This is a genomic window from Pseudoalteromonas sp. SWN166 (genome assembly GCF_015864485.1).
Classification (GTDB): Bacteria; Pseudomonadota; Gammaproteobacteria; order Enterobacterales; family Alteromonadaceae; genus Pseudoalteromonas.
Genome location: NZ_JADYXB010000041.1, coordinates 12,727 through 31,102, shown reverse-complemented (window position 1 = coordinate 31,102; position 18,376 = coordinate 12,727). Strand labels below are relative to the sequence as shown.

Annotated in this window: 17 protein-coding genes, 2 tRNA genes and 1 pseudogene; 10 read left to right on the top strand and 10 right to left on the bottom strand. The window is 38.7% G+C overall.

The genetic code is table 11. The features are described 5' to 3' along the window. Nucleotides 1-118 precede the first annotated feature (118 nt). Together I6F49_RS17600 and I6F49_RS17595 are read left to right on the top strand one after the other, a co-directional pair. Nucleotides 119-784: pseudogene (locus I6F49_RS17600) on the top strand (monodechloroaminopyrrolnitrin synthase PrnB family protein); the annotation flags it as partial. A 1-nt stretch (nt 785) separates the two neighbouring features. Then, entirely contained in the window at nt 786-1,910 is a 1,125-nt protein-coding gene (locus I6F49_RS17595; protein ID WP_197181490.1) for an aminotransferase class V-fold PLP-dependent enzyme, read from the top strand. Here the strand turns inward: I6F49_RS17595 and I6F49_RS17590 are convergent. The 4 genes from I6F49_RS17590 to I6F49_RS17575 all read right to left on the bottom strand — a co-directional run bounded on the left by I6F49_RS17590 (nt 1,894) and on the right by I6F49_RS17575 (nt 3,101). Beyond that, complete coding sequence (locus I6F49_RS17590; RefSeq protein WP_197177068.1) at nt 1,894-2,382, bottom strand: RNA-binding protein; 489 nt, start codon at nt 2,380-2,382, stop codon at nt 1,894-1,896. The genes I6F49_RS17595 and I6F49_RS17590 overlap by 17 nt on opposite strands. 123 nt (nt 2,383-2,505) lie before the next feature. Beyond that, nucleotides 2,506-2,598, bottom strand: a tRNA-Ser gene (locus I6F49_RS17585). A gap of 51 nt (nt 2,599-2,649) precedes the next feature. After that, nucleotides 2,650-2,740: transfer RNA gene (locus I6F49_RS17580), tRNA-Ser, on the bottom strand. A gap of 220 nt (nt 2,741-2,960) precedes the next feature. Next, nucleotides 2,961-3,101, bottom strand: coding sequence for a hypothetical protein (locus tag I6F49_RS17575; RefSeq protein ID WP_004335040.1), 141 nt, complete (start codon nt 3,099-3,101; stop codon nt 2,961-2,963). Nucleotides 3,102-3,428: 327 nt separating this feature from the next. Here I6F49_RS17575 and I6F49_RS17570 point away from each other — a divergent pair, with 327 nt between their 5' ends. Beyond that, on the top strand, nt 3,429-4,298 hold the full coding sequence (locus I6F49_RS17570; RefSeq protein ID WP_197181489.1) for a diacylglycerol/lipid kinase family protein: 870 nt from the start codon (nt 3,429-3,431) through the stop codon (nt 4,296-4,298). Between the two features lie 37 nt (nt 4,299-4,335). Here the strand turns inward: I6F49_RS17570 and I6F49_RS17565 are convergent, their stop codons facing one another. After that, nucleotides 4,336-5,265, bottom strand: a complete 930-nt coding sequence (locus tag I6F49_RS17565; protein ID WP_197181488.1) for a DMT family transporter — start codon at nt 5,263-5,265, stop codon at nt 4,336-4,338. A 102-nt stretch (nt 5,266-5,367) separates the two neighbouring features. Here I6F49_RS17565 and I6F49_RS17560 point away from each other — a divergent pair, with 102 nt between their 5' ends. Then, nucleotides 5,368-6,810: an aminotransferase-like domain-containing protein gene (locus I6F49_RS17560; protein ID WP_197181487.1), complete on the top strand. Its 1,443-nt coding sequence runs from the start codon at nt 5,368-5,370 to the stop codon at nt 6,808-6,810. Between the two features lie 76 nt (nt 6,811-6,886). Here the strand turns inward: I6F49_RS17560 and I6F49_RS17555 are convergent, their stop codons facing one another. Then, complete coding sequence (locus tag I6F49_RS17555; protein WP_197181486.1) at nt 6,887-7,681, bottom strand: YggN family protein; 795 nt, start codon at nt 7,679-7,681, stop codon at nt 6,887-6,889. A gap of 387 nt (nt 7,682-8,068) precedes the next feature. On the opposite strand from I6F49_RS17555, the gene I6F49_RS17550 reads away from it, so the two are divergent. After that, entirely contained in the window at nt 8,069-8,254 is a 186-nt protein-coding gene (locus I6F49_RS17550; protein ID WP_007579801.1) for a PA3496 family putative envelope integrity protein, read from the top strand. A gap of 117 nt (nt 8,255-8,371) precedes the next feature. Here I6F49_RS17550 and I6F49_RS17545 read toward each other — a convergent pair whose 3' ends face one another. From I6F49_RS17545 to I6F49_RS17535, 3 genes are all read right to left on the bottom strand, one after another. Next, nucleotides 8,372-8,869, bottom strand: a complete 498-nt coding sequence (locus I6F49_RS17545) for a glutathione peroxidase (protein ID WP_197181485.1) — start codon at nt 8,867-8,869, stop codon at nt 8,372-8,374. 72 nt (nt 8,870-8,941) lie between these two features. Next, the gene (locus I6F49_RS17540) at nt 8,942-9,241 is read right to left on the bottom strand and encodes an AzlD domain-containing protein (protein WP_197181484.1); all 300 of its coding nucleotides are present in this window, start codon (nt 9,239-9,241) and stop codon (nt 8,942-8,944) included. Beyond that, nucleotides 9,238-9,942, bottom strand: coding sequence for an AzlC family ABC transporter permease (locus I6F49_RS17535; protein WP_197177112.1), 705 nt, complete (start codon nt 9,940-9,942; stop codon nt 9,238-9,240). Before I6F49_RS17535 ends, I6F49_RS17540 begins: the two co-directional genes overlap by 4 nt. A 107-nt stretch (nt 9,943-10,049) precedes the next feature. Between I6F49_RS17535 and I6F49_RS17530 the strand changes: the two genes are divergently transcribed. The 4 genes from I6F49_RS17530 (at nt 10,050) to I6F49_RS17515 (ending at nt 14,156) form a co-directional block, all read left to right on the top strand. Beyond that, nucleotides 10,050-10,706, top strand: coding sequence for a cytochrome b/b6 domain-containing protein (locus tag I6F49_RS17530; protein WP_197181483.1), 657 nt, complete (start codon nt 10,050-10,052; stop codon nt 10,704-10,706). Between the two features lie 210 nt (nt 10,707-10,916). Next, nucleotides 10,917-11,480 (top strand): chitin-binding protein, encoded by a 564-nt coding sequence (locus I6F49_RS17525; RefSeq protein WP_197181482.1) that lies wholly within the window; start codon nt 10,917-10,919, stop codon nt 11,478-11,480. A gap of 141 nt (nt 11,481-11,621) precedes the next feature. Next, the gene (locus I6F49_RS17520; RefSeq protein WP_197181481.1) at nt 11,622-13,697 is read left to right on the top strand and encodes a S9 family peptidase; all 2,076 of its coding nucleotides are present in this window, start codon (nt 11,622-11,624) and stop codon (nt 13,695-13,697) included. 60 nt (nt 13,698-13,757) lie between these two features. Further along, the gene (locus tag I6F49_RS17515) at nt 13,758-14,156 is read left to right on the top strand and encodes a hypothetical protein (protein ID WP_197181480.1); all 399 of its coding nucleotides are present in this window, start codon (nt 13,758-13,760) and stop codon (nt 14,154-14,156) included. A 22-nt stretch (nt 14,157-14,178) separates the two neighbouring features. On the opposite strand, the gene I6F49_RS17510 is transcribed toward I6F49_RS17515, so the two are convergent. Beyond that, a complete protein-coding gene (locus I6F49_RS17510) occupies nt 14,179-14,931 on the bottom strand; it encodes a LytR/AlgR family response regulator transcription factor (RefSeq protein ID WP_197181479.1) in 753 nt (250 codons plus the stop codon). A gap of 238 nt (nt 14,932-15,169) precedes the next feature. On the opposite strand from I6F49_RS17510, the gene I6F49_RS17505 reads away from it, so the two are divergent. After that, nucleotides 15,170-18,112 (top strand): TonB-dependent receptor plug domain-containing protein, encoded by a 2,943-nt coding sequence (locus tag I6F49_RS17505; protein WP_197181478.1) that lies wholly within the window; start codon nt 15,170-15,172, stop codon nt 18,110-18,112. Nucleotides 18,113-18,376: the final 264 nt, after the last annotated feature.

The following is an 18,376-nucleotide window of genomic DNA, read 5'->3' as shown; positions in this document are numbered from 1 at the left end:
TTTCTTCTTGTGTCAGCTGTTTATATTTCATTAAAGCAATTTCCTTTGGCGAGAAAATGGCCGAATTATAACAGCTGGCCATCTAATCTGAGAAATTGCACTTATTATCCGAATTTAGGAAATATTGCCGTTAGGTATTTCACACCCTTTATGCGGTGAGTTACTAAAAGTAGCTAAACAGGCGCTTATAGATGTTATTGATTCAAATAATGCACTTTATACTGAGCTCGATACAGATCGCTTTTTTAACTGTGTTCGCCCTTACTATAAACCGTATCGTGTAGGTAAAGAGGTTTACAGAGGCGCTAATGCCGGTGACTTTGCAGGTATTAACGTGATTGATATGTTACTAGGGCTTTGTAGTGCAAATGAGCCTAGTTACTCGCAAATGCTGGTGGATAAGTTTTTATATATGATGCCAGAGGATCAACAAATACTACGAGAAGCCATGCGTATGCAAAGCTTTATGGATGACTTTTTACAAGCGAAGCAATATAAAAATACAAATTGGTTTAAAAGTCACGCAAAGCTATTTATCCAAGTGTGCAAATTACATGGCGACACCGCAGTCGGTCATCATAATCAACTAGTTGAAAAATTTATTGCTCAGCCCTCAAAGAATATGCAACAGCAGCATATGAGCAAGGTAACAGCAAGCGGTCCGCCGCTTCATGTGTTACTTGATTCGCTCGAAAAATTAAGAGATAGGCGAGCCAGTGCAAAACGCGACGATATAAAAACACGTTTTGACGATCTAAATACACTTAAAAAATGGGTTAAATAGCATGCTTAAAAATGATTTTTGTATGGCCGATGGCTGTTATTTACTAAACCACTCGGTAGGGCGTCCTCTTAAAAATACGCAGCAATATTTAGCCCAGCACTACTTCCTTCCGTGGGAGGGATCAAATAAAGAGCCTTGGCAGCAATGGCTGCCGGCAGTTGAGCAGTTTACTACTGTACTTGGTAAGTTATTTAATACGCCTAGTTCGCAGTTTTGTCCTCAAGCTAATTTATCAAGCGGCTTAACAAAGCTGCTTATGTCGCATCCACGGTTACAGCAAAAAAATTGTAAAGTGCTTATGGCGCAAAGTGATTTTCCGAGCATGGGTTTTGCAATGCAAAAAGCATTACCAGAGTGCGCGCAAATCATGTTTATACCTGAGCACGAAGATTTAAGTGATATTAGTGTTTGGCAGCGTTATATAACCGCCGATATTGATTTAGTTTTTATAAGCCACGTATATTCAAATACAGGAGTACAGGCACCTGTATACGATATTGTAGCTATAAGTAAATTAACCAAGAGTTTATCAATAGTTGACGTTGCTCAGTCTGCGGGTGTGATACCGCTTGATTTAAGCGTACTCGATGCTGACTTTATGATTGGCTCGAGCGTTAAATGGCTATGCGGCGGACCTGGTGCAGCATATTTGTGGGTTAACAAACACCAAATAGCATATTGTGAACCTAAAGATGTAGGTTGGTTTTCGCATCAAAACCCATTTGAGTTCGATATTAACCATTTTGAATATAACGCCAGTGCGCTCAAATTTTGGGGGGGCACTCCTTCTGTAGCGCCTTATATTATTGCCGCCAATAGCATTGCTTACTTTGCAGAGCTAACTGCTCACAAGGTAAGGGAGCATAATTTAGTGATGCTTATGCTTATTCATGAGCAGCTAAGCGAATATGTTGTATCACCTATGAGTAGTGATAAATGCAGCGGGACTGTTATTTTGTTTTTTGCCGGGCTGCAAGAATATGTACTTACAGAGCTTGATAAAGCGAAAGTTAGTGTAGATGCTCGTAAATTTGGAATACGAGTATCGCCACATATTTATAATACCCAAGAAGACGTTGAGCAGTTTATATCGATAGTAAAACAAGCGCTTAAGGATTTTGGCTAAGCTGCTGCTTTCTTTGTTTTAATGACTCTATTTTTTGCTGCGTTTGATTAATTGATGCGTCGTAAGTTTGCTTTAACGCATTTGTTTTAGTTGCGATAGCATCAGCAATAGACGAAGCGCCTAAACGATTGGCTTTATCTTGAGTCATGTAATCTATCTGCTGTTTTTTAGCAGTGTATTCTTTTTGGCTTTGTGCAATAGATAGCTCAAGCCGTTTTATTTCACGATCTATTTGTTGAACCTCTAAGTAATCATCCACAGAGGAGTCGGTAATACCTTTACCGGGCGTAGAGCTTTTGTACGCTTCAATTACGTTTATATCTTTGAGAGTAATAACTTGTGCATCTTTAGCGCAAGGCGTTTGGCTAAAGGTAGGAACGCCCTTAATGACACACTTATACACTGTTGTACTTTGTGCCAAGGTAAAAAATGGTGCTGCCGCGCAAACTGATAGCAATATGAACCGGATCATAGCTAAACCTAAAGTGGCTAAAGTTGTGTTAATAATGCCCTAAGTTATTACTAGGCACAATTTGTTTAGTTTTTATAAATTTTAGGCACACAAAAACCACAATCAAGTGGTTTAAATTAAGTATGGTGGAGAGGGAGGGATTCGAACCCTCGATAGAGCTACAAACTCTATACTCCCTTAGCAGGGGAGCTCCTTCGGCCACTCGGACACCTCTCCAACGCATAACCGTTTGTATTGATGGAAGTAAAAAATCCACCAATTAAAATATGGTGGAGAGATAGGGATTTGAACCCTAGATGGGCTATAAACCCATGCCGGTTTTCAAGACCGGTGCATTCGACCACTCTGCCATCTCTCCGTGACGCAGAATAATACTTAGGTGATACCGCTGTGTAAATAGCAAAATGACTGTTTGCCTAAAAAATGTACGTAAATGAGGTTTTTTTTGTAAATAAGGGGAAATTAAGGCAATTTTTAATAAAATAAATAGGTTACAGCAAACAAAGGGGAGCTAAATAAGTGACTTCATTTAGTGGTTGGGTGTTTGCTGCACCGCAAAAATAATCATGGTTGAGTGATTATTTATATTGAGCTGCGCCGCTAAGTGCTAGTCTTTTACCAATTGTGTTAAGTTTAGCTAACATTCTTGCTTTACGGTTAGTTGGTTTAACGGCTACTTGAGCTGCTGCAGTTTGATTTAATGTGTTAATTGGTTTCATTATTTTGCTCCGGGTTGTATATGTTGAAATCGCGTGCATTTTGCACGTTGTTTGATTAAAAATACAACGATAAAAATTGAGCCCGAGGGATTAGATAAACTAATCCGATTTCATTTTATTAACGTGCGATTCAGTAAGCTGTATTATTATTTTTGCATATGTATTTACGTGTGAATGGGCTTTACCTGCTTTAATGCTGGGGTTATTTGTTTTTTGTATTTAGTTATATGCATTTTACATAGCCTTTTTTGACTAGTTATTCAGATTAAAAAAATTTAATTAAACGCCTATTATTTTATCCTTAAACAGATTCATGGATACAAAAGCTTGTCACTACTGATAATTATTAAACCAAGCATTAAAAAACAGAGTGAAAAATCACTAATGTGGCTTAAAAATACCTGTAAAAAACGTAGTTTCTCTTATTATATATTTACTACAACAGGAAACTTTGAGAATGACTGTGCTCAAATAAGCTTATTACTGAGTAAATTTACCAAAGCAGTCGTACTAGGTGGAGACGGCACATTAAACTTAGCGGTTAATGCATTAATAGGGAGCAATTGTTCGCTAGCGTTGTTGCCCTGCGGCACAGGTAACGATTTCTCTAGGGGATTTGGCTGCAAAGAAGATGATTGGCGAAAGGCATTATTTAATACACCAACAGCAATTGATGTAGGAAAAATTAATAGCCGCTATTTTATTAATATTGCAGGGGTAGGGTTTGATGCCCATGTAGTTAAAGCAATTGAGGCTAAAGCTAGTTTTTCATCTTTTGATTACAGTTGGATGAGCCTAAAGGAGCTATTTTATTATCAAGCTCAGCAGTTACAAGGCACGTTTAATAACGATGCTAGGCAGTATCAAAATTTAATTACCGTATTTGCTAATCATAAATTTTTTGGTGGTGGTTTAGAAATAGCACCAAATGCTGATTTAACAGATGGAAAGCTTGAGTGTTATCAAATGCGATCGGGTGGGCTTTTTTATAATGTAATAAGTTTTATTAAATTATTTTTTAAGCGCCATCAGCATATAAAAAACCTTACCTATAGCCGTTTAAGTACAGCTTTCATAAATACTGAAGGGTTATTGATTGAAGCAGATGGTGAGCTGATAGGTAAAACTCCAGCAGTTGTTAGTGTGCATGGCCACGCTTTACTGTTTCATATGCCAATAAAAAAGCGCCTACAGTAAAGTAGGCGCTTTTGTGTTAGTTGCGTTAATAACGCGTCTAACTGGGGATGGAGCCACTTTTAGCTATTGCTCTATTTGCTAAAAAGGCATTAATTCGTTTTGTTGGGGTAAGCACAATGGCGTTACCTAATAGCACTAGGCTAAATCCTGCAAAGGTATTTGCGTGCCATTCAAACCCTTCAAAAAAGCTACTTAGCGTTACTGCCACTAATGGAAATAAAACAATAACGTAGCTGGCTTTTTCAGGGCCAATATTTTTTAGTAGTGCAAAGTAGCAACCAAAAGCGATTACGGTACCAAATATTGATAAGTAAAGTAATGACAACCAGTAACTCGGTGGTGCGTTTATACTAAATTGCACGTCATTCATTAATACATATAGCGCTAAGCCCACGGCGCTATATAACATGCCCCATGCATTGCCTTGTAATACACCAATTTGTTTACGAGAATTTCGAACGCTTACCATATTTCCTAATGAAGCCACAAAGGTGCCACCAAGGGCAAGTAGTAACCCGACCAACGCACCATTACTTAAGTCGAACTGCTGTAACTGTGGCCAAAATAGGCATGTAATACCTAATACAGCGAGTACTGCACCTGTATAAATTCGCTTTGAGATTGGCTTACCAAAAAATAATCGGGTGTTAACTATGTTCATAACCAGCAGCATTGAAAAGGCAATAGAGCTCATGGCTGAGGTTAGGTAATTTTGTGCCCAGTAAAGCATTAAGTAATTTAAACCAAAGTTAAACAGAGCTAATAAAGCAAAAAAGCCATGATCGACTAATGAGAAACGCATGTCGGGTTTTTTGTACGCTACATACAACCACATTAAAAGTGCTGCAATAGCAAAGCGATAAAATAACGATAACTCGACTGCAATATCGCCTAACTGAAATTCTATGGCTAACCAAGTAGAACCCCAAATTAAAACGGTTGTAATGTATAACGCTGCACTTTTCATGGTTAGTCCTCAAAGCCCGATTGAATGGCTATTTTAAGACCTATCTGTATACTTACCATATACAGAAAAGTAAAAATGTAACCTATACAGATTCGGTGTGTGATGATAAGACAAAAAAATAGCCAAGGGCACGATTTTTTATATCAACAAGTTATTCAGTTAATTAGAGATATGAGTGCTCAACAAGTTTTACTCCCCGGCGAAAAACTTCCATCACTGCGTAAAATGGCAGATAACTTAAATATAAGTATTCCCACTGTAAAACAAGCGTATCAAGCACTTGAGGATCAAGGGCTAGTAGAGGCACGCGAAAAATCAGGCTACTTTTTAAAAGCGGTTAACGCCGCGCATAACTTACCTAAGCGAGTTAAGTTAAGTCGCGAGCCTGTTGTGGTAAATAAACAAGCCTTAATAGAGCAGGTATACAGCGCCATTCATCAAGCTAACGTAGTCCCTTTTGGTATCGCTAACCCTATAGCCGCTGCACCTACCGATAAAGCACTTGCCAGAAATATGCGCCGTGTAATGACAATTGCCGGCAGTAAAGCCATTAACTATGGGCCAACAGATGGATTTGTACCGCTAAAAAAGCAACTAGTGCATCGCTATTTAGATTTTGGCATTGGTATTGATATGGACGAGCTTGTGATCACCAATGGTGCACAGGAAGCCATGGCTATTGCGCTTAAATGTGTGACAAAGCCAGGCGATATAGTGGCCATAGAAACGCCCTGTTATCACGGTATTATAGAGCTAATAGAGAGCTTAGGCCTTAAAGCGCTCGAAATACCACTGTGCCCAGATAACGGCATTTGGCTAAACGATTTAGAACGTGCTTTAAACGAGCATGATATAAAAGCCTGTTTATTCTCAACCGCTATTAGTAACCCCGTGGGCAGTTTTATGCCAGATACAAACAGACAGCAGCTGGTGGAGCTACTTGAAAGCCACGACGTAGTGCTTATTGAAGATGACGTATACGGCGATTTATATTTTACGGCAAAACGAGGCACTCCTGCTTTAGCGTATTCTAAAAAAGGATTAGTGATCAGTTGCTCATCTTTTTCTAAAACGGCAGCGCCGAGCTATCGTGTAGGTTGGTTAGTTGCCGGTAAATTTGCAACACAAGCAAGGCGATTTAAAAGAGCACTAAGTTGCTCTGCGTCGTTAATAAATCAATGGGCGTTATCAGAATTTATTGCCAGCGGCGAGTACGACCGAAACTTAAAAGTACTCAGGCAGCGCCTGCGCGATAATAAAGAGCGTATGCGATGGTGCTTACAACAAGCTATGCCAAAAAACACACGTATAAGCGACCCTAAGGGAGGCTGCGTAATGTGGCTTGATTTAGGAGGCGAATACGATAGCCAAAAGTTATTTTTACTTGCGCTTGAAGTGGGTATTAGCATAACCCCGGGGCTTATTTTTTCAGCCTCTAATAAATATAAAAGCTGTGTAAGGTTAAGTTATGGTGTGCAGTGGAGTGAGCAGATAGAGCAAGCAATTATTACTCTGGGTAAGCTTACTTTATTAGCTAAAAAGTAAGTTCGTGAAACACAAAAAAGCAGCATTTAAGTAAACTTAAGTGCTGCCAAAGGGATGTTAAATAACATTTGCTGTATTAATTGAGTTTAAAGCTAAATAACTGGTAACCTTTAAGTTCTGGCACTTGCATTACTAATTGCTCTTCTTGTTTTGCAATATCAGCAAAGTTTCCACATAAAGAGTTAGCGCGTTCTTCAAGTGCGCTTGCATGAAGCTCTACTTTTTCTTCTATTTGAGCACCCATATTTTCCATGCGTTGCTCAAAGGCATCCATATCGCCACCTGAACCAAGTAATTCAGAGCCTAAAGCCACTAAAATACTGCCCATAGATTGCATTACGGCAGATTCAACAGTTGTTTCTATTTGCTCTTCAAATTGTTGCTCAAAGTTTTCACCAAATTGGTTAAAGCTTTGTTGACCCATTACAAATGTACCTTGCTGGTAAAATGTGTTTTCTACCTCAATTTTAATGTCGTCCATAAGCTCAGACATATTATCAAGGCCGTCTATATTAAATGCATTGCCTACTTCTTCTAATGCCACACCGGCAATTTTAACACCCTCTAGCGCTATATTAGCTACTTCAGGTAATTGTGTGCGTAAGCTATCAGAGTATTTAGTTAGCGCTTCGCGTTGTGAATTATTAAGCGCTACAAATTCCCCATTTACGGTTAAGTCACCATGGGTATTAAATTGCATGGTTTTATTGTTGGCGGTAAAAATTTCTAATTCGTTTGGCTTAATGCGTACGTCATTTTTAAATTCGACGTTACATTCATCATTACTAAATGAAATGGCTGAATCGTTGTCGTTGTGAGCCATTGCAGCAGGTGTACAAATTAATGCGCTAACTAATAGTAATTTTTTCATGTTTATTCTCTACTTTTTGTTGATGACACTTAACTAATAACAAGTTTGGTGCCAGTTTTTATCTTACATAATAAACAATGAGTTAAAGTTTATAGAACACTTTCCATTTATTATTTTAGTTAATAAATAACTATTTTTTAGTCAAATTGGCTAATAAATAAAAAGCAATAAATTTTATTTATCGATACGATAAAAAACTCTCACTTTCCTCAATTCAAATTTAGCGCTATTTATTCACATTACTGACATGAAGACTATTTACAGTAGTCACGTGGCTTTATTTTGATGTTAATTTGCACAGCACTTTAACGTTAAACATTTTTAATTTTACCGGCTATTGCGATAATAAAATCCTTGGTTGGTCTCAAACACTTTATGGAGTGGGTTGTGGGTAAGACATTTAGTTACGATGCGCTAGATGACGATTTTGTTGAAGACGAGTACGAAATGCTCGGACGTAATCAACACGATAAGAACAAGCAAAAGGTTAAGAAGAAGTTGGAAGACTACCTTGAGCAAAAACGCTTGCGTAAAAATCTAGGCGAAGACGATTTAAGCGATTACACCGATTAAATTTCGCTAGTATAAATAGATACCAATTAATATTGAGAGTTTAAATGTACTGTTATACGTATGTTTTAGTTTTAATAGTATTGGCAATAAAGAGGCCTTGCGCCTCTTTATTACTTTTTAAAGCGTATTTTTAGCCTGCGTTAATGCTTTTTGAATTGTAAGCTCTAGCTTTTCGGGTTTAGTGAAAGGTGCATAGCGCTTAATTGGCGTACCATCTGCGGCAATTAAAAATTTAGTAAAATTCCATTTTATTTTACGTGTTAAAAAACCAGGTAAGGCTGATTTTAAGTGACGAAATACCGGATGTGCATGCTGACCGTTTACATCTACTTTGGCTGCCATTAAAAAGCTCACACCAAAATTAATTAAGCACCCTTGCTCTATTTGTGTTGCGTCGCCGGGTTCTTGCTGACCAAATTGATTGCACGGAAATCCCAGAATAACTAAACCTTGGCTGGCATACTTATTGTGCAAAGCTTGCAGTGACTCGTACTGGTAGGTAAATCCACATTTACTTGCGGTATTAACAATAAGCACAACCTTCCCTTCAAAATCATTAAAGTTGATAGGCTGACCCTGTAAGCTTGTTGCGCTTAATTGATGAAATTCGTGCATATTGGCGTCTTTTTATTGTTGTTAGCCGCATTTTAACCTGAGTGCAGGATTTCATAAAGTATAAAGATCGCACTAATTTAAAATTAGAAATAGCCCCATACCGGCAAGCGTAGTGTAATAAATATTATGTGTTTTGTAGGCAACAATAATAGCAACTATCGCGGCGCTTAAATAAGGGTTTTGCCAGCTTAAGTTAATGCCATCTTCATTCAAAAACACGATAGGCACCCAAATAGCGGTAAGCACTGCGGGGGCGCTAAAGCTTAAAAACTGCTGCATTTTAGGTCCCACTTTAAACGGTAAAGCACGATGCAAAAATAAATAACGTGTAAAAAATGTAATACACGCCATGAGTAAAATAGTCGTCATCATGGCGTTACTTCCTTTTTAGCGGTTAGCCTGGCTGTAGTATAACCTGCGCTCATTGCCAGTAGTGCAGAGCAAACAAGCCATAACTCAAATCCTGTGCTTTTTAAAAGCGTTGCGCTAATACCCGCTACAATTACCGTAACAAGTGAGGCCAAATTTTTAATCCCCGGAATAACCAAAGCGATAAACGTCGCAGCAATTGCAAAGTCGAGCCCTAAATTAGTTAAATCTGGCAGCATTGTGCCCGCTACAATGCCAATTAATGTCCAAATATTCCATGCAATATAAAAGCTAAACCCTGCGCTTAATGCGTATATTAAACGTGTTTTTGTTCTGTATGCTTTTCGGTGATGAGAAAATGCAAATAGCTCATCGGTTAATACAAAACTTACTGGTAAGCGCCAACGCATAGGTTGATCAATCACCTTATGACGCACGGCTAATCCGTATAAAAAATGCCGAGAGCTAATAATAAATGTTGTGAATAGAATGGTTAGCAAGGGAGTGTTGCCCGCCATAAGTTCAATCGCCACAAGCTGTGCAGAGCCTGCAAAAACTAATAACGACATTGCTTGGGTTTCAAAGGCGCTAAAGCCATTTTGTATGGCTAAAGAGCCACATAAAATACCCCAAGGAACAACGGCTAAACACAGTGGTAGCATATCTAAAAAGCCTTTTAAAATAGCTTTTTTAACTGGTTGCATGATTTTTACTCTGTTGGTGAGTAGAATAGCGCATAAGGATACCTTAATATTATGATGTTAAAGTAGTTAACGAATTAGATAATACTGTTTTTTTAAGGATAGGCGCAATGACGACGTTAAAAGTGTGGGATGGGTTTATTAGATGCTTTCATTGGTTTTTGGTTGTAAGTATTGCGGTGCTTTATTTTAGTATTGAAGAGGGCATGATTGAGCTTCATTTTGTTGCTGGCTTTTTTACTTTAGCGCTTATCGTAACACGTTTAATATGGGGCGTTATTGGTAGTAAAACCGCAAGGTTAAGTGCGTTACTACATTCTCCTAAATCTATTTTTAAGGCATTAAAATCACCAAGCGACTCGCTAGGCCATTCAGCGCCCGGTAGTTGTATGGTGATAGTGTTTTTTATATTAATTATAACGCAACTCGTTAGCGGCCTAATGAGTAGCGATGGCATTTTAACTGATGGCCCGCTGACTCAATATGTGTCGAGCGATGTGATTGATTTTTCAAACTGGTTACATGAGCTGAATTTTGACATTTTACTTTATGCTATTGGTTTACATGTATTAGCTATTATTGTTTATAGAATAAAAGGTAAACCGCTAGTTAAAGCGATGATCACAGGCTCAAAAGAATTAAAAGGGAATGACTCTGAGGCTAAAGTAACAAAAGCGTCTTGGCCTGCGTGGCTAATATTTATATCTTTACTAGTGTTGCTGGTATTTACGTGGGCGAAAGAGCCTTTAACTTATTTGTTTAGTTAAAACATAAAACCAACCTTAAAGGGTTGGTTTTTATTTTTGGTTACATTCTTTTGTTTGATTGTTGTGCGAGGCCGAATTATAATCGCCACATTACTGGCAAACCAACTGCATAAAGACTAAAGAGTTATGTATCGCTTGCCGTCAGTGTATTTTTTGTGTATCCATAGTATATGGATAAGATTTTGTAACTCTTAAGGTGTTGCTGTGTTTATGCATACGTCGTTGGCCTGTGGAAAGTGGTCAACAATAGGTTGCTTAAATCATCATACCCAATTATTTATTGGTGATGTGGTGAGTGTAACCTTTTACGACATGCAAGGAGTGCTAGTTAGTTTATCATTTGATTACAAAATCACCTCGCTTGAACAAGGTGAACCTCACGCATGGCCACGATTAGTTGCCGAGCACATTAATGTGCATGTACCTCTTGTTAGCGCAGGTAAAATGACCGAACAAGGTTTAATTGTAGCCTATCGAAATAATGAAATTTTTGCTTTGCAAAGCAGTGGTATATGTAAAGCGCATGTCGATTTTCATTGTATTGCAAAATGCGATGAGCGTGTTGTTAATAACCTTGATACTTATGATTACGTGTACCCTGAAAATTGTGAAAACTATAATGCGGGTACAAAAGTACTGCAGCCAAAAACAGGGCACGTTTATCAATGCAGGCCTTGGCCTTTTAATGAGTTTTGCCGCGCGAGCGGTGATAAAAAATCGATGTTTGAACCCGGTGTAGGACAAAGCTGGGCTATGGCTTGGCAGCAAGTATAAAGCTTAAGTGAATTATCTTCCCAAAGGTATAGCGGTTTTAATAATGAAGCGTTTACCGTTTTAGCCCATCCAACTATTGGATGGGCTTTTTTATTTTTATGATAAACTGCAAATCACGTTATTTTTTTAATTGGTTTTGTTGTGTCTCGTCCTGACTATTCTTTAAGTTTATTACCTAATTTCCCGATTGCTAAACAGCAAGCTCATACATTAAGTACTCATAATAAAATACGTACTGATAATTACTATTGGATGCGTGACGACGAACGTCAGGATGAGCAAGTGCTCACACATTTACATGCTGAAAATGCGTATTGCGATGAACAGTTAGCTGCAATGAAACCACTCCAAAATACACTTTTTGAAGAGCTAAAAGCACGCATTGTAAAAGATGATAACTCGGTCCCTGTTAAAGACGGAAAATACTGGTATCACTCAGAAGTACGTGGTGATGATGAATACTCGCGCCACTATAGAAGCACGAGCATAAAAGCTGATAATAAAGAGCTTTTACTCGATGTGAATGTATTAGCTGAGGGATTTGAGTTTTATGAGCTAGGAGAAGTTGCACTAAGCCCATGCGAGCAGCTTATGGCTTACTCAGAAGATACCGAAGGTCGCCGTATTTATAATGTTCGCTTTAAAAGCTTAGCGACAGATGAAATGCTACCTGATGTACTTGAAAATACAGAAGGGCAAGTTGTTTGGGCTAACGATAATAAAACAGTTTTTTATGTAAAAAAAGATTTAAAAACGCTACTAGGATACCAAGTATTTAGGCATGAGCTTGGCAGTGAGCAAAGCCAAGACGTAATGGTTTACGAAGAGCAAGACAGCAGCTTTTTTATGGGGCTTGGTAAAAGCCGCGACGAAGGCTTAATTATTATTGATTTAGCATCGACAGAGACCAACGACACATGGGTGCTTGATGCTAATAAGCCCACTGACGAATTTAAAGCATTAATGCCGCGTGAAGATGGCCACGAGTTTGACGTAGATAAGCTAGGTGACACATTTTATATTGTGACTAACTGGCAAGCTAAAAACTTTAGATTAATGACAGCAACAAACGAAACGATTGCTGATAAAACACAATGGTTTGAGCATACAGCTCACAGAGAAAATGTACTGCTTGAAGGTGTAGAGTTATTTAATGACTTTTTAGTATTGAGTGAACGCGAGCAAGGGCAAGCTCGATTCGTAGTTGTTAATAGGCAAGGGAATCGTATGGCACTTGAGTTTGCCGATCCTTGTTATTATGCTGCAATAGCAATGAACCCAGAGCCAGACACACGGACTGCGCGTATTTATTACTCAAGTTTAACAACACCAGGCTCTTTATATGATGTTGATTTAGCAACTGGCGAAAAAACACTGCTTAAACAGCAAAAAGTACTCGGTAGTTTTAATGCCGATGACTATCAGTCAGAGCGATTAATGGTAACTGCTCGCGACGGAGTTAAAGTACCTGTATCTGTTGTTTATCGAAAAGACAGCTTTAAAAAAGATGGCACAAATCCGTTATTTCAATACGGCTATGGCGCCTATGGTTATACCATCGACCCTAGCTTTTCTAGTTCGTCACTGAGCTTACTCGATCGTGGCTTTGTTTATGTTATTGCGCATGTTCGGGGCTCTGAAATGCTAGGCCGCGAATGGTATGAGCAAGGTAAAAAAGAGCATAAACAAAATAGCTTTAGTGACTTTATTGATGTGACAAAAGCGCTTGTTGATCAAGGTTATTGTGATAGCAATAAGGTGTTTGCCTCAGGCGGCAGTGCCGGTGGCCTATTAATGGGGGCGGTTGTAAACCAGGCACCAGAGTTATATTGCGGTGTTGGCTGTCATGTACCATTTTTAGACGTATTAACCACAATGCTTGATGAAAGTATTCCACTCACAACAAATGAATACGATGAATGGGGTAATCCAAATGAGCCTCAATTTTATGATGTGATAGAAGCTTACTCGCCTTATGACAATATTAGCGCACAAAACTACCCGAACATACTCGTTACTACTGGTCTTCATGACTCACAAGTCCAGTATTGGGAGCCTATGAAGTGGGTTGCAAAAATGCGTGAACTTAAAACAGACAGTAATATTTTAGTATTTAAAACCGATATGGATGCAGGTCATGGCGGTGCATCAGGTCGTTTTAAAAGCTTAGAAGAAAAAGCCCTCGAAATGGCCTTTTTTATTGCGCTGTTAAATTAACTGCAAAATCGGAAAATTGTATTACTCTATATATAGAAGTTGATATATATAGAGTAATTTATGTTTGGAGCGCATGGCGAATTTCAAATTTGTTCACAGCCACCTACTATGTATTTAAAGCTAAATGGAAGCTTTAACAACGAAGGTATTGCGTTGTTAACGAGTGGTGTTATGCAGGAGCTGGGTAGCCACCCTAAAAATACCATTAAGTTTGTGGTGGTTAATTTAGAGGAATTTGAGCTGTTAACTTTAGATAGTCTTGATTCATTAGAGACCTACTTTTCTGATGTAAAAGAACGTGGCTATCAACGAGTTGACTATGTAAACATTAATATCATAGCTAAACACATGTTTGAAAAAGTATGGAAAAATAGCGAAGTAGAAGTTAATTTTTATAAAGATGCCGAAAGTTATTTATTAGTGCATCCAAATGACAGTTATATAAAACAATACTGGTAATTAATATGAGTATTATAAACTGCTACTGAAGAGGGCGTATAATACTCTCTAAACACCCTTTATAGCGTCTTGAAAGGTTTAAGCACATGTCATTTTTTAGTCTTACTTTATAATCGCCACTGTCAGTAGGCATCAATTCGCAAATAGCCTGTTTTCTTACCAACGTTGAGCGATGGATACGAATAAACCCTTCTGGCTCTAGCTGCTGTTCAATATTTTTCATAGTTTCGCGGTGTAATACCGGTGTACTACCTTGTGTAAAATGTAGCTCTACATAATTGCCAGCACCATTAATCCAAATAATATCTTTTATATCAATTAGCCTTACCTTACCTACATCTTTAACTACGATATGTGATGATGGTTTTTCGGTTTGTGTGCTTTGTTGATATTTACGCTCGGCCGCGCTTGCAATCGGGCAAAGGTGAATCAGTTTATCAAAGCATTTATCAATACGTGGTGCAGTTGAATCTACTATTAAAAAATCAACAGCGCCAACTTCAAAAGCAAAACTCGCAAAATGACCCGACTGGGCAATAATGACTAACTTAAGCTTTTTAGCGAGCTCCGTTAAATGCACTATTTGCATAGGGTCAGCCAGATTAGTTAGTTCGTAAAACAGTACGTTGTATTGATCTGTATCTATTTGATCTAATCTTTTTGACTGAAGAAAAGATTGAGATTCAAAGTGTCGGTGATCTTGCACGCGCTTTGTTAAAAATGTTGCAAACTTAGTGTCGCTAACAAAAGTTAATGCATGAAAAGAAGCGATCATTATTTTATATCCCTTGCTGTATATAGTAATAAAGACCGTGCTTAGCGGAAAAACTGTTATAGAAAGTACAATATATTTATAAAATCATTGTGACGTACTAATTCATCCCATCAAACTAGCTATTCATACCAAAGACTACGCCTTATAAATAATGCACGTAGAGTGTTTAAAAAAATCCCCTTACTGTAATCCGCGAAGTAACTATTTAGTTACAAAAATAACAATTCAGGGGAATTATATGATATTAACTAACAAAGGTAGCGCGCGATTATTTAAAAAATCGTCGTTAACAGTTGCGCTAAGTAGCGCAATACTTGCAAGCTTTTCATTTCAAGGTGTGGCTGCAGAAGATGACGAAATTACTAAAATAGAACGTGTACAAGTTACAGGTTCTCGTATTCGTTCAGCTGAGGCAATGTCATCAGCGCCTATTCAAGTTGTAGATAGCACAGCAATCGACGCATCTGGTTCTTTAAATATTCAAGATTTACTACTAGATAATCCAGCATTTGGTTCACCGGCAATCAGTCGTACTAACTCAAACTTTAGTACCGCTAGTGCAGGTGTTGCGACTGTAGATTTACGTAATTTAGGTTCTAACCGTACATTGGTATTAGTTAACGGTCGTCGTTATGTATCGGGTGTACCTGGTAGCTCTGCTGTCGATTTAAATACTATTCCGAGTCAATTTATTGAACGTGTTGAAATTATGACAGGTGGTGCTTCATCTGTTTATGGCTCTGACGCTGTTGCTGGTGTAGTTAACTTTGTACTAAAAGATGACTTTGAAGGCGTTGAATTTGATGGTCAGTACGGTGAATCGAGTGAAGGTGATGATGAATCGCGTCAATTCAATTTTACCTCAGGCTTATCAAGCTCAGATGGTAAAGGGCACGCTATGTTTCACCTTGGTTACTCTGATCAAGGCGCTGTTTTCTCACGTGATCGTGACCGCTCGGCAGTAGATCAATTTTCAGGTATTTTCTTTGAAGATGATCCAGTAGCAAATCCAGGTTCTGTATTTGATGCAGTAAGCCCATTTTTATCTTCGTTTCCACCACAGGGTCGTTTTAACGCTGGGGATGAGACATTTACGTTTAATGATGCAAACAATCTACAAAACTCATTTAGTTCTAATGGCGGCGACGGCGTAGCAGCAAATGGTTTTAACCGAAGTGGTGTGCGTACTATCGCGATACCTACAGAGCGTTACTTATTTGCCTCAAACGGTAGCTATGAGCTAAGCGATAAGCACAGCTTTTTTTATGAAGGTACTTACGCTGCAACGACAACCGTTTCTGAATTAGAACCATTTCCTTTTGCCTCTGACGACATTTATGCCAATGGCCGTGTTCCAATTGAATTTAATGTAAACGGTGAGCTCTTACGTAACGCGTTTGTTCCTGACGGCATTTATAACGCAGCAACTGATACCGATGGTGATGGCGCACGAGATATCTTTTTTGCTAAGCGTTTAAGTGATGTAGGTAACCGTGGCGCACGTGCAGAGCGTGATACGTTCCGTTTAGCGCTTGGTTTTCAAGGTGAAATAGCCGACGGTTGGTTTTACGATACTTACTATGTTTATGGTAAAACAAAAGAACAGCAAGTTTCAGGTGGTTTAGTTAATGTACAAAGTTTCCGCCAAGGTTTAGAAGCCGTTGTTGATAGCCAAGATTTAGATGGCGATGGCATTACTAATGAAGCTATTTGTATAGATGCGACAGCTCGTGGCTTTAACTGTGCGCCAGTGGACATTTACGGTTTTAATTCGTTATCACAAGGTGCTATTGATTTTGTAAGTGCACCTAGCTCACTTGCTACATCAGTTGAGCAAAAAATTGTAGGTGGTAATATTTCAGGTGATATATTTGAATTGCCAGCGGGTATTGTTGGTATTGCGGCTGGTTTTGAATACCGCGAAGAGTTTTCACGCAGTGAGTTTGATGCCTTACAACAAGCTGGCTTAAACGCAGGTAACGCAATCCCAGCGACTGAAGGTGAATTTGATGTAACTGAGTTTTATGTTGAAGCAAATATTCCAGTGCTTGATTCTGTAACAATGAATGCAGCAGTTCGTTTATCTGATTATTCAACAGTAGGTAATACCGAAAGTTGGAATGTGGGTGTCGATTGGGTAATCATGGACAGTTTACGTTTACGTGCCACTCGTGCTCGCTCAACACGTGCTCCAAATATCGATGAATTGTTTTCTCCACCTTCGCAAACTTTCCCAAGTGGTTTAAACGATCCATGTTTAGGTGTTGCTAATAGTGGCGGTGGTGCTGCTGGTGATGCTTGTCGTATAGATGGTGGTGTTACAACAAATATTGCTTCAAATGGTGAGTTCACGCTTAACCAGTCTGACTTACAAGGCATTAGTGGCTTTAACCGTGGTAACCAAGACTTAAAAGAAGAGGTTGGTGACTCTGTAACCGTAGGCTTGGTATTTACACCAGAAAACCTAATATCAGGACTAGACATTACGCTTGATTACTTTGATATCGAAATTACAGATGCAATCGTATCAACACCTCGCCAGTTTATTCTTGACCAATGTTATGGCGGCGGCGATACAAGTTTTTGTGACTTCGTAACTCGTCGTAGTGCCCCATCAGGCAATAACAGCGCTGGTTCACTAGAATTTATCGACAGCGGTGTATCTAATAGTGGTGGTTTAGGTACAGAAGGTGTTGATTTAACACTAACGTACTCAACTGACATTGGCCCTGGTGCGTTTAGAACTCGCCTTGCTTATACTTACCTAATCGATGGTTATAGCATTCCACTTCCAGGCGCTGATAAAGATGAGTTTGCTGGAGAAATTGGTGCCTCAGAGCATAAAGCTAACTGGAACTTTGGTTATAAACTTAACGACTTTGATTTTAACTGGAGCTTAACTTACATTGGATCTGCAGACTTTGATGACCAATTCTTAAGTGGCTTTGGTATTGCTCCAGGTGGAATAGGCATAGGTTCGGTAACGTATCATGATGTTCAAGCAAGTTACCATATAAGCGATTCAACAGAGCTTTATGCTGGTGCAAGTAACTTATTTGATAAAGAGCCACCGCGCATTTTATCGGGTGTAAGTGGTTCAAGCACGGGTACTGAAACAGATGCAGGTACGTACGACCCAATTGGTCAATCATTCTACATCGGTTTTAGAAGTAAGTTCTAACCAATAGTAGCGATATTAATATCGTTACTTAATTACTTACTCAATTAATTACGTTCACAAAGCCTCAGTATCGCTGGGGCTTTTTTATTGGAAAAATAATAAGAGCAGTAATACTTATACATTGTTTATCCCAATATATGAGCATTGTGCCCACTTAAACCAAAAACAACGCCACTGGTAACAGGGGCGTTGTTTAGTATTGGGGGGAGACTAATATAGTAACCGAATCGCTTGATTATTTAACGATTTATCCCTATTTGTGGC